We start from the raw sequence: 12,733 nt of genomic DNA on the forward strand, positions 1-12,733 counted from the left end.
CTTTATAAGATATTTTTTTTTCGAATACTTATTTCAATAGCTGCTATTAATACGATCAACCAATAAAAAAAAGAAAGTAATACTAGGTATTGTTTGTTAAAAACAAATCTTAAAGAGGGTTGGTTATAGCTAAATTGTTTCATGTTTTTTAAGAAAATAGTGTTTACAATATGTTCTTGATCTTTTGGGATCTTGGTGAGTTCTTTATTTAATGTTTTTACAAAATCATCACGATATATTCTGGCTTTTTTATGAAAATTGTGATGATAGTATAAATCCGTTTCTGCAAAAGCCATAGATGCTTGTTGTATAGAAATATATGGGGTAAAAAAAGAAGCCAATTTATGTACGTATTTTTGCCCCTCCATTTGCTTTGTAATAGGGGCAGACCTGTATTCATATACTTTACTATTATAATCTTCAGAAGCTTGTAATAGTACTCCATCTATGTTTATCGGCAAAAGAGAAATACTGTCTACATCATATTGGGTAAGTAATTTATTTTCCGTCTTCTCTTTACGTTCTTTATAAGTACCATCATTATGTATCCCAAAAGAAAAATCATGATCTATTTGTTCTTGAAACTTATGATAAGAGATAAGAGGGTACTTTGTAGTAGCAATACCAGCAATAAGTTTAGGGAAAATAACACAAAAAAGTATCCAGATACAAAGAAGGGATAATAAAGAATCTTTAGAGGTTTTGGTTCTATAAGAAATAAGAACACAAATACTTGTGATTATAAAAAAATACAAACTATACGTCAATATAAATAATATAGCTTTTAAAAACACATCAGGATTAGATATTCCCGTAATTAAAACACATATAAAAACAGGCAAAACTATTAAGAAGATAATAAAGTAATTACCAAAAATTTTGCCCCATACTAAAGAACGATACTGTAGCCCTTGCGAAAAGAGAATTTTAATAGTTCCAGCTTCTCTTTCTTTTGAAATAGAAGAAAAGGAAATAAAAATAATCAATAAAGGAACAAGTAATTGTAAAACAGTACTAACAGAAAGTTCTCCAAAACGAAGAATTGTAGTAGTATCAGGAGGACTAGCAAAGTTCATCTCGGATTGTTTATGTGCTTCTACTCTGTATGTAGAACCACTATAGTTATTTACGCCTGGATCATAAAGACTTAAAGAAGCAAATGGTTTAAAAATATATGTTCCAAAATGAGCCGCCGAATGTGGATCTCGATCTTTTTTAGATAACTCATTATAAAACATTTTTTTAGCATCATCTTGTTGCTTATTTATGTTTTGATAATTTTTAAATCCGTTAAGAATAGAAACACTTAGAATACTCCAAGTGATTATAGATAATAAGATAAAAACTTGATTACCAAAAGTCTGCCTGATTTCTTTATTTGCTATTATAAGCCACATATTATTTTTATAAAATAGTTTCTAAGTATACTTCTTGTAGCTCGTTTGCGTTGATATCGGTATTAGAAAACTCATGTACCAAACAGCCTCGACGCATAATACCAACCCTTGTCCCTATAGCTGCTGCACTTAATAGATCATGGGTAGCGATTAGAGTAGTTTTACCTTGATTACTTAAATCCTTTACTAATTCTGTAAATTCGTTTATAGCCATAGGATCTAAACCAGATGTAGGTTCATCCATTAATAAAACATCTGCATTTTTGGCAATAGCAATAGCAATACCAACTTTTTGACGCATTCCTTTAGAATATTGTCCTAAACGTTTATAAAAAGCCTCGTTAGGTAAGCCTACAGATAAAAGAAAGTTCTCTAGTTCTTCTTTAGAATATGTAAAACCAGCCAACCTACTAAAAAAATCCAGATTTTCTATACTAGTCAAATTACTATACAACATAACTACTTCTGGTATATAGGCTAAAGATTTTTTAGTTGTTTTATCATTTTGTTGAACTAAAACACCATTAATAAGAGCTTTACCTTTAGAAGGAGATATAAAACCTAAAAAAAGATTAATAGTAGTCGTTTTACCTGCTCCATTTTGACCAAGAAGACAAAAAACATCTCCTTTGTTTACAGTTAAGTTAAGACTATCCAAAGCAATGTGGTTATGGTATTTTTTTGTTAAATTAATAGCTTGTAACATGGGTTTATAGAGTTATTGGTTAGGCCTGTAAAATGTTCAAGTATCCCAAAATATAGATATACAATATTTAGTATTACATATTATTAACGTCTCTCTATTTGAAAAAAAGAGAGACGTGTTATTTTACAGAAGTAGAAAGAAATTTATAAGTCTCTTACTAATCTAAATTTTTTAGGATAAAGGAGGGCTATTTGCCAAAGGGAATAGAAGAAGATCTAATACGTATAAAGCTTCAATTAAATTTGGAGTAAAACATACAATATCTTTGGGAACATCCTTTATTATGGTAGAATTAGAAAGTAAATAAGGAATCTTTCTATTTATAATAAAATCGCATAATATACAATCTGGATTAGAAGAATGTAATTCTAAATCATTAGAGATTGGATTAAGATTAGAATGTATAATGGTAAGATGATGAAAGCTTTCAATTATAGGATTAGTCAAAAAAACCAATAATAGTACCCATGCCAAAAATGGCAATCTAATAGCCGAAGAGAAAGTATTTATATTTTTCATCTTGTTGCACCAAAGTTGCAAAATAAAACAATGCACAGCACTGTTTTATCATTTATTTAACGTAGAATATTTTATTGTATACATTTTAAAATAAAAAAGGACTGTATAGTTTTATTTATTTTCATGGTTATAATAATGCTGTTTATGTGTAAATTAATGTAGTTTGGGAGATAAGTTTATAATCACAAAAAATGTTTCTTACTTTCAGAACCCTCTAAAAGAAACACTTAATTTTAAGAAAAATATGCGAAATATAGTTTACTTCATACTACTTATAGTTATCATTTGGGGTTGTAAAAAAGATATAACTAAAAATACAGAATCAACAAAGGATAGTAAAAAAACATTGGCGTTTGAATTAGTTCCAAAAACATATAGTACAGTACATTTTAAGAATAAAGTCGAAGAAAACCTGTATTTTAATTTTCTTAATTATTCTTACATATACAATGGCGGAGGAGTAGCAGTAGGAGATATTAATAATGATGGGTTAGAAGATATATATTTTACCTCTAATCAAGGTACTAATGCCCTATATCTTAATAAAGGAGATTTTATCTTTGAAGATATTACCGCAAAAGCAGGTGTAACAGATGCTAATGGCTGGTCTACAGGAGTTTCTATAATAGATATCAATGCCGATGGTTGGTTAGATATTTATGTATGTAAATCAGGATCTTTGCAGGATAATACAAAAAGAAAAAACAAACTATATATTAATCAAAAAGATGGTACTTTTTTAGAACAAGCAAGCCAATATGGACTTGCTTCTAGTGCATTTTCAATACAAGCATACTATTTAGATTTTGATAAAGACGGAGATATAGATATTTATTTGGTAAACCACAGACCAGATTTTAATAATAATGTAAGGATAGACCCTAAAATCCAAACAGATTACCACCCAAATAGTACAGATCAACTTTTTGAAAATAAAGACGGAAAATATATAGAGATAACCCAAAAAGCAGGTGTTTTAAGTAAAGCATGGGGACTAAGTGCATCTATCGGAGATTTTAATGAAGATAATTGGCCAGATATATACGTAGCAAACGATTTTCTAGAGCCAGATTTTCTATATATCAATAACCAAGATGGAACATTTACCAATAAAGTTCTTAATACTTTGGATCATATTTCTGCCAATAGCATGGGATCTGATTATGCCGATATAAATAATGATTTAAAGTCAGATTTGATTGTTTTGGATATGGCAGCCGAAGACCATAAAAGGAGTAAAGAAAATATGGCAACCATGAGTACAGAAAACTTTAACCTTTTGGTAGATGCCGGATATCACCATCAATATATGTCTAATATGTTACAATTTAATCTAGGTAATGGAGTGTATAGTGAAATAGGGCAATTGGCAGGAGTAGCAAAAACAGACTGGAGTTGGGCACCTGTATTAGCAGATTTTAATAACGATGGTTATAAAGATCTTTTTGTTACGAATGGTATTCTACATGACCTTTCGAATCAGGATTTTAGAAATCGAATGAAAACAAATATTATAAACGGTAAAAAAGTAACCTTAGAAGAAGCTATAAACATGATGCCTTCTGCAAAGCTAAACAATAAGATGTTTATGAATAACAAAGACCTAACCTTTGCATCGGTTACAGAGCAATGGGGGTTAGAGCAAAAAGTAAATACCAATGGTGTAGTCTATGCAGACTTGGATAATGATGGAGATTTGGATCTAATTCTAAACAACCAAATGGATACTGCTAGTATCTATAAAAATAATCAAGAAGATACCAATTATATATCCATCAAACTTTTAGGAGTAGACAAAAACCCTAATGCCTTAGGAGCAAATGTAAAAGTATACACAAAAGATACACAACAATCCAGAGATCTATATACGGTAAGAGGATTTCAATCCTCAGTTACACAACGATTACATTTTGGATTAGGAAATATAACCACTATAGATAGTGTTTTAGTAGAATGGCCACAAGGAAAATCCAGTATTCTTAAAAATATAGAAAGTAACCAATTACTCACTATACACGAAAAAAATAGTAATTTAAGCACAAAAACAGGTAAAAAAGAAAGTGGAACAGCATTGCTTATAGATGCAGTAAAATTTGGTATCGATTATAAAAATAAAGAGCAAGAGTTTGAAGATTATAAATTACAATTGTTGCTACCACAAAAGCAGAGCGAAAAAGGAAAAGCCCTTATTGTAGGAGATGTAAATAACGATGGAAAAGATGATTTTTTTGTCGGAAATGCAAAAGGAGCACCTTCGGCTTTATATATTCAAAATACAGATGGAAGCTTTAGAGCTTCAAGCACCCTAGTTTTTCAACAAGATAAAGAATTTGAAGATAATCAAGCTTTATTTTTTGATATGGATCAAGATGGAGATCAAGATTTGTATGTAGCCAGTGGTAGTTATGAAGATAAAGAAAACAGTGAATGGCTTTTAGATAGAATTTATGAAAATGATGGAAAAGGAAACTTTACAAAAAGTAAAGCATTACCAGATATCAAATCTGTATCTACAACCGTTACCGTATCCGATTTTGATACAGATGGAGATCTCGATCTTTTTGTAGGTGGAGGAGTACAACCAGGCAGATACCCATTATCCTATCCTTCTTATTTCTTAAAAAACGAATCCGGAAAATTTATAGAAGTAACTAAAGAAATTTCTAGTGGTATAGAAGAGTTACAAATGGTAAACGATGCAATTTTTTCAGATTATGATAAGGACGGGGACGAAGATCTTTTGGTAGTAGGAGAGTGGATGCCGATTACTATTTTGGATAACCATCAGGGTAAATTCACCAAAAAAGAAAGCGAAGTATTACAACATACATCTGGATGGTATTTTACCATAAAAGCGACAGATATAGATAAAGATGGTGATACCGACTATGTATTAGGCAACATAGGAGAAAATACCAAGTACCACCCCAAAAAAGAAAAACCGCTACACATTTATGCTAAAGATTTTGATAATAACAATAGTCTAGATATCATACTAAGCAAAGAATCTAAAACAGGATTGCTACTACCAGTACGAGGAAAAGAATGCTCTTCTGAACAAGTACCATTATTAAAAAATAAATTTAAAACATACGGAGAGTTTGCAAACGCATCCTTGTCAGATATTTATGGAGATCAGGATTTGCGACAAGCTACCCATTATACAGCAACCAATTTTAGCAGTGTACTACTAATAAATAATGGCAAAGGAGATTTTACTATCGAAGCATTACCTAAAGAAACACAATTTGGACCAACTACAGATTTTGTTATCTCAGATTTTAATCAAGATGGTACAGAAGATATATTAGGTATAGGTTCCTTATACGAAGCCGAAGTAGAAACCATACGTTATGATGCTAATAAAGGATATTTTTTATATAAAAATAAAGAAGCCTCTAGCTTTTATGTAACACTATCTGCATTACAAGGAGTGCAAATAAAAGCAGCAGAAAGTATTGTTATTCAGGATAAAAAGTATACACTTTTTTTATGTAAAAATGAAGGACTTAAGTTATTGCAATAAAATATAACTACTATTTTTATATAGCATAGCAGCTTCTCAATAGTTTTGCTGAGCTTGCCCAAAGTATAATTTTTCTTCATGTCATCTCTAGCCTTACGGCAGTATTAATACGATTTACGGATGAGAATTGCGTATAAATAATTGCAAAGGTTTTTCGCTAGATTGATGAATCAAATTAAAGAATAGCCATAGCTATTGTTTCATTTTAGGAAGAAAATATAGTAGAAAAAGAATGCGATTATATGCGAGATTTTTATTAGTAAATCGTATAAGATACACCTGATATTAATAGAAACTCAGGTTAATACTAAAATCCTTAAGTGTTCAAAAAACATAATATTTTAGCTATTCTACCCCATACCCATAAGGGGGCACCCCCTTATGGGTATGGGGTAAAGCCCATCCAGAGGTAGTTCGAGTCGATATATTATCGCTTCGAAGGGTCATTATGCCCCCCTTTAGCCCATAAACAGACCCTTATAAGCGATAATTTTTGGGCTAAAGGGCTTGCCAGAAGGGGTAAAAGTGATATGTTTTGGGGTTAGAGCCCGCTAAAAGGTACTTCGAACTACCTCTGGATGGGCTAGAAGTACTTCGATGATTCTTCGAAGAACCTTAATAATATGTAAAAAGAAGACACAAAGAGAAAACAAAAGATGTATACTATTCTAAGAAAAAGGAAGAAGAGTAGCTTAAGTTTGAGAGACTATGGTAAAAAACAAGGCGTCACTTATGGGGCATGAAATATTGGCATAGGAAATATATAGCTAAATATCCAGATTTTAATAAAGAGATATCCAAGAAAGAAACGTAAGCGTTGCACAAGTTTCTAATTTCTTATAAAACGATTCATTTTAAGTCTTTTTATCTAGGCTTTCATTATTATAGGCCTTATTGATATGTTATTTTGAAGTAATAATTTTATTGTTACTGCTAAAAATGAATACGTTGAAATACAATTGTTTCACACCGATCAAAATGAAATTAACAACCAGTTTTTATTGTTACTCTAATGATTTATGCGTAAAGTTATTATGGCCTTTCCTTCGTGAAGAGGTCAATGAAATATGGTGCAATATTTTTTGATTTTTTTACTTTTACTTTTACTCGGGTTTTAAAAACAGAAGTTTTGAATACCTGTAAAAACAAATATTTATTCGTAAAATTATTCTTCTTTATTGCCTATGTAATTCAGAGAATAAAGTAAAAACCAACTTAAATTAATTACTCATGAAAAACTATTTTAACATTAAAAAACTGTGCATCTGCTTTACAATACTATGCTTAGTTTTTGTGTCATGCGAAAAAGATGTGGTAGAACAAGAACAACAAAACTCCTCTGTAAACACTACTAACTCCTTGGTAGAAAATCATGTGCTAGAAAAAGCATACCCGAATACCAAAGGTGAATGGACAGAAATTGAATTGTATGGGCAGCCTGTAATGGCAGAGAAGATCGGAGAAGAATATATTATTGAAGGAGATATAAAAGTAATTCCTGATCATAAGATCGATAAAGGGGATCTTAAGAGTACAGGAAGAACTCAGGGACGATGGTCAAAAAATACGGTATACTATGCAATAGAAAGTGGTATGCCTGACCAAGGTAGGATTACAAGTGCAATTGCGCATTGGCAGGCTAATACTGCGGTGCGATTTTTACCGCGAACAAATCAAATCGATTATGTCTATTTTAGAAGTGGATCTGGTTGCTCGTCTTATGTTGGACGTATAGGTGGTAAACAAGACATCACTTTGGCTAGTGGTTGTACTACAGGTAATACAATTCACGAAATTGGTCACGCTGTAGGATTATGGCATGAACAAAGTAGAAAAGATAGAGATCAGTATCTCACAATCAATTTTCAGAATATTACCTCTGGTAGAGAACATAATTTTCAGACGTATGTGCAAAGAGGAGATGATGGAAATGAATATAGCGCCACGTTAGATTTTGGAAGTATTATGATGTATAGTTCTTATGCTTTTTCTAAAAATGGACAACCTACCATTGTAAAGAAAAATGGTAGCACATTTAGTACACAACGAAATGGATTATCTAGTGCAGATAAGCAGGGAATAGCGGTTATGTATCCATCATCGGAACCTACAGGTATCATAATTAATCTGAAAGGAAGTAACAGTAAATATGTGTCTTCAGAAAATGGAAATGGCCCTATGAACTGTAACCGTGTAAATCTAGGCCCTTGGGAAAAATTTCAATTAATTCGATTAAGTAATCGTAAAGTAGCGTTAAAAGGAAATAACGGTAAATACGTAAGTAGTGAAAATGGCGATCATCCTATAACTTGCAATAGAACTGTCATCGGTTCATATGAAGAGTTTGTTCTTGTTAACACAGGTGGAAATAAGTACGCTTTAAGAGGTAATAACGGTAAGTATATTTCTTCAGAAGACGGAAGTAAACCTATGACCTGTAATAGAACTAATATAGGTTCTTGGGAACAATTTATTATTTCTGGATTATAAATAAAACACTATGTATTGGTACTTTTCTAAGTAACGATTATTATTGGTGCAATAGCTGGTTGGCTGGGTAGTACCATTTACAAAGGGAGGTCTTGGCCTTATCGGAAATATTATAGTTGGAGTCGTTGGTAGTTTTGTAGGATACTGGCTTTTAGGACAATTAGGCATCAGTTTAGGTACTGGCTGGTTAGGAGCAATTCTTACAGGTGCTATAGGAGCAATACTAATCCTGTTTTTAATTAATTTGATATTTAAAAAACGCTAAACAAAACATAACAGACTATACGAAAAAGCTACTAATTTAGTAGCTTTTTTGTGTATCAGGTATTTAATCCACATTGTGGAGTTTAATTCTAAAGGAGGCTTGTCTCAAAAACAAAATATATTTTCGGAAGCATACCTTGTGAGCTTGCTCCCAATGTCATTAAATTAAGAGTTTAAACTATCGATTTAGATTTTGTTAAGTGGATTTCTGCCTGTGCCAGAATGACAAAATAACCAAAACACAATGCCTTCTACTTGTCATTCCAGCGTAGGCTGGAATCCATAATGGAAATAAAGGAATATTTTACTTTTACAGATATTTAATTCTCAAAAAGATACAGCTTAACTTAATGACATAGAGCTTGCTCCGAGGTTATGGATTGAAATCATATTATTTTATAAAAAGATACTATCATCGTTTAGAGTAATTATAGTATTTTTAAATAAAAAACAAACCAATACTAAACGTGTAACATACATTTACAAACCATTGTAATTGGTAAATGTGTTTTATGTTGTTAGACAAAAGTTAATAAAACCTAGATGCAACGAGAAATACTAGAATCTAGAAAAAAGGCTGAAAAAAAATCACGACGATGTATGTTTGAAAATTGCCAGAATAAAGCAATAAAATCACACGTATTTCAGAAAAATGGCATTCTTAGAGAAATATCAAAAAAAGAGCATCTGATCCAACCACTGCCTTCCGATCCTTTTCAATACGATAAGAAAGGGCTTTTTGATTTTAAACGAATTGGAATTAATGATGTATATACATTTTTGGGGTTTTGTAAAGAGCACGATAATAAAATATTCGAACCAATTGAATCAGAATCTAACTTAAAGTTTGAAAATATTAATCAGCAAGCATTATTCAGTTATCGAGGTTTATGTCAAGAAATTAGAAGGAAGGAAATATCCATTGAATGGTTAAATGATATAATAAAGGTATGCCCTATTCAAAGAGTTCATTATATGCAATCGACTATTAACGGATTTCATCACGGAATACAGAATTTATCTTTTTATAAATTGGAACTTGAAAAAGCTATTCAAACAAATGACTTTTCATCATTTCATTTCTTGACAACTAAAATCCCTAAAATAGACTTATGTATTTCTGTTCCATTAAACATAGAAACGCCTAATCAAGTTTTAGAAATACCATATACTACGTCATTTTTGAATATTTTTCCGAAAAATGATAATACATATGTAATAGGAGGATATCATAAAAAAACACCTTGTATTTGGACTAAAAACTTTTTGACAAAAGTCCGTATTAGTAAAAAAGGTAAAATATTTAAAGAATTGAGTGATTTGATAACTTTAAGGCTTGAATTTTGGGCAATGTCCCCACAATTATTCAAAAAAATAGAACAAAAAGATATTGAAGAGTATAAACTATTATTTACTAAAAATGTTCACAACCACAATTTATATCTTAAAACTGACCTGAATTTATTTAAAAATATGTGTAAATAACGTGTGGAACATCATATATAAAATCATAGAAAAATTTAGCACCAATCGAAAGGTAATTATCTTTTTGCAGTGGAGCTAGATATCTAGTCAGGCGGAGTACAAGCTTTTGTAAATTAACTAAGAAATAAAAATTTAGTGGATTAATCGATGACTTCATAACATTTTACTCTATTACGGCACATCTTTATAACAATGTAAGCCATTGAAGCATGTAAATTAAAAACAATAGTAGCTTTTAAAACCTAAAACTAACCAATAATGATCAAAGCCAAATTATTTGTTCTGGGAACTGTCCGAGAATTGTTATGGACAGATTTAGAGTACAATAGATTTTTAAATCATAAAACAGGTCGTTGTGGAGAAATACCATTAGGAGGGCTTATTACGCTAGTCTTTGCTTCTGGTTATGATGACGATAGACTATTACGTTGGATGACCCATAGCCGTAAAGGAGAACTCTGCTCCTTAACCGAAGGTGAAATTGTATTTTATCTAGGGAATTTTGATGGTATTGTCCTTTTTAAATACAGATTTAATGATGCAGCTTTAATCTATTGGAAAGAAAAATTCACTGCTGTGGGAGAAGAACCTATGACAGTAACCGTTACCATTTCTGCTGCCATACAAGAAGTAAAAGGTGTTACTTTAGTAAAACCTTGGCAAGAGAGTTGGATTTCACCTAGTGAACAAATGCCATATCAATCCGAAGAAACAGAAGATAATGAACCTAAAGTAATTGATTATTATATTACAGATTTAGAAAATAATAAAAATCCTGAATATAAGGTTGGTGATCAAATTTATGTTGTCGCGAAAACTAAAAATATGATAGGTAAAGAATTAACTATGAATTTGGCAAATAAGACAAAGGATTTTAAATACAAAGGTAAATTATTGCCAAATGATAAACTTGAAAATTATCCTATTGGTAGCAATACGGAAAGGATAAAATTAGAAATTGTTGGACAACAAAAATTATCAAATTAAATGGGAAAGAATACGTTTGAGTTAATTATAGATGGAGAAGTTAAAGCAACTGCATCTATAGAGGTGAAAGATTGTTGTTGTGAAAAATCAAAGCCTGCAAAAAGTTTTACCCAATTAGTAGAATTGGTTAAGCAAGCCGAAGAGGTACTTGTTGAAAACGGTTATGATGATATGGGTGACAGGATAAGTATTATTAGAGGGATTTATTACGGTACAGAATGGAGTTTAGATTATAAAAATGAGGAAAGTAAGGTAAGAAATAACGTGTTTACTCTTTATACAGGTAGTTCTGTTGTTGCTGATGCAAGAGAAGTTCTTAAATGCTCAGAAGATTGTGAAGCGGATTTATTCAATTCATTTTTTAATAGTTTTGAAGTATCTGATAGTAACTATAAAGCGGTAGATTTTGGACACTTGATTATTGGGATGGATTCCAGAAGAAGTTGGACATCTAAAACTGTCTCTCTTAATGGAGGAACGGGATTAGAAAATAATACGTGGGTGGGAGATTTGGGAGGTGGTACAGCAAAATTAGCCTTAGATAGAGTGAAAAACCCAAGTAAGCGATCAAGAACAATGTTTCCTATATCTGGCAGCAGTTATGGAGCAATGGTAAATTTAGAAGGGGATATTGCGGCTTATGTTGTGGGAATGGATGAGGAGAGCGATTCAAAAATTGATGATCCTACAGATAACTTTGAAATGATTCATGAGGCCTTAAAAGATTATTTTGATAACAAATGGGATAAGCGCAGTTACTATTTTTTAAAAATGCTTAAAGGTGATTTTAAGGATGGTAAATTAATTAATAAGGATAAACTTATTGAAAATTGTGCAGAAATTTTTGAAGATTTTGCTTTTTATTATGCAGCCTTGAGATATACGAAAGAAGAACTAGCACCTGCATCAAGTTACTTTTATCCCGCTTCGCAGGAAATGGCATCAATTTTTATAGATGGATTGATACACGTTGTAGATAATCCAAAAGATATGATTGCTCGAAGAACAAATCCTAGCCCTGAACCTAAAACGGAAAGCAATGTTAATAAAATTGAAAATGCTATCGAGAAAATTAAGGATTGGTTTTAAAATATTTATATGAGAAAGTTTTGGATAAGAAACCTTATAGGTGGAACAGTTTTTTTTATAGTATTCTTTGTTATGATTTTTACAATTGTAATGAGGGTAGAGAATCTGGATGTTGATTATATTTATTTTCAAATTATCTATGTTTTGATATCTATTGCGGTACTACAGTTTATATTTTGTTTAGTTGTCTCAATTGTGAAATTAAAGAAACAGTCATATAAAACTATTTTGATATTGCTGTATTTTTTAAGTATTATTTTTATAGAGATA

Annotated in this window: 8 protein-coding genes and 1 pseudogene; 6 read left to right on the forward strand and 3 right to left on the reverse strand. The window is 31.1% G+C overall.

Annotation, left to right across the window (positions count from 1 at the left end):
- Window positions 1–2: 2 nt before the first annotated feature.
- The 3 genes from H527_RS0120400 to H527_RS0120410 form a co-directional block, all read right to left on the reverse strand.
- Entirely contained in the window at window positions 3–1,397 is a 1,395-nt protein-coding gene (locus H527_RS0120400; RefSeq protein ID WP_027414351.1) for an ABC transporter permease subunit, read from the reverse strand.
- 7 nt (window positions 1,398–1,404) lie between these two features.
- A complete protein-coding gene (locus H527_RS0120405) occupies window positions 1,405–2,103 on the reverse strand; it encodes an ABC transporter ATP-binding protein (protein ID WP_027414352.1) in 699 nt (232 codons plus the stop codon).
- A gap of 171 nt (window positions 2,104–2,274) precedes the next feature.
- Entirely contained in the window at window positions 2,275–2,622 is a 348-nt protein-coding gene (locus H527_RS0120410; RefSeq protein ID WP_027414353.1) for a hypothetical protein, read from the reverse strand.
- A gap of 244 nt (window positions 2,623–2,866) precedes the next feature.
- Between H527_RS0120410 and H527_RS0120415 the strand changes: the two genes are divergently transcribed.
- From H527_RS0120415 to H527_RS0120435, 6 genes and pseudogenes are all read left to right on the forward strand, one after another.
- On the forward strand, window positions 2,867–6,148 hold the full coding sequence (locus H527_RS0120415) for a VCBS repeat-containing protein (RefSeq protein WP_027414354.1): 3,282 nt from the start codon (window positions 2,867–2,869) through the stop codon (window positions 6,146–6,148).
- 1,293 nt (window positions 6,149–7,441) lie between these two features.
- On the forward strand, window positions 7,442–8,638 hold the full coding sequence (locus tag H527_RS22855; protein ID WP_229809258.1) for a M12 family metallopeptidase: 1,197 nt from the start codon (window positions 7,442–7,444) through the stop codon (window positions 8,636–8,638).
- A gap of 36 nt (window positions 8,639–8,674) precedes the next feature.
- Window positions 8,675–8,903: pseudogene (locus tag H527_RS23725) on the forward strand (GlsB/YeaQ/YmgE family stress response membrane protein).
- Between the two features lie 542 nt (window positions 8,904–9,445).
- The gene (locus H527_RS0120425; RefSeq protein WP_027414355.1) at window positions 9,446–10,387 is read left to right on the forward strand and encodes a hypothetical protein; all 942 of its coding nucleotides are present in this window, start codon (window positions 9,446–9,448) and stop codon (window positions 10,385–10,387) included.
- 258 nt (window positions 10,388–10,645) lie between these two features.
- Window positions 10,646–11,374, forward strand: a complete 729-nt coding sequence (tssD, locus tag H527_RS0120430) for a type VI secretion system tube protein TssD (RefSeq protein WP_027414356.1) — start codon at window positions 10,646–10,648, stop codon at window positions 11,372–11,374.
- On the forward strand, window positions 11,375–12,463 hold the full coding sequence (locus H527_RS0120435; RefSeq protein ID WP_027414357.1) for a hypothetical protein: 1,089 nt from the start codon (window positions 11,375–11,377) through the stop codon (window positions 12,461–12,463).
- Window positions 12,464–12,733: the final 270 nt, after the last annotated feature.

The organism is Aquimarina muelleri DSM 19832, assembly GCF_000430665.1.
Taxonomy (GTDB): domain Bacteria; phylum Bacteroidota; class Bacteroidia; order Flavobacteriales; family Flavobacteriaceae; genus Aquimarina; species Aquimarina muelleri.

What these genes read in the sequence shown, in the direction of transcription:
- tssD (WP_027414356.1), top strand. Translation starts at nt 10,646, where the DNA reads ATGATCAAAGCCAAATTATTTGTTCTGGGAACTGTCCGAGAATTGTTA.
- H527_RS0120405 (WP_027414352.1), bottom strand. Translation starts at nt 2,103, where the DNA reads ATGTTACAAGCTATTAATTTAACAAAAAAATACCATAACCACATTGCT.
- H527_RS0120410 (WP_027414353.1), bottom strand. Translation starts at nt 2,622, where the DNA reads ATGAAAAATATAAATACTTTCTCTTCGGCTATTAGATTGCCATTTTTG.
- H527_RS0120425 (WP_027414355.1), top strand. Translation starts at nt 9,446, where the DNA reads ATGCAACGAGAAATACTAGAATCTAGAAAAAAGGCTGAAAAAAAATCA.
- H527_RS0120435 (WP_027414357.1), top strand. Translation starts at nt 11,375, where the DNA reads ATGGGAAAGAATACGTTTGAGTTAATTATAGATGGAGAAGTTAAAGCA.
- H527_RS0120400 (WP_027414351.1), bottom strand. Translation starts at nt 1,397, where the DNA reads ATGTGGCTTATAATAGCAAATAAAGAAATCAGGCAGACTTTTGGTAAT.
- H527_RS0120415 (WP_027414354.1), top strand. Translation starts at nt 2,867, where the DNA reads ATGCGAAATATAGTTTACTTCATACTACTTATAGTTATCATTTGGGGT.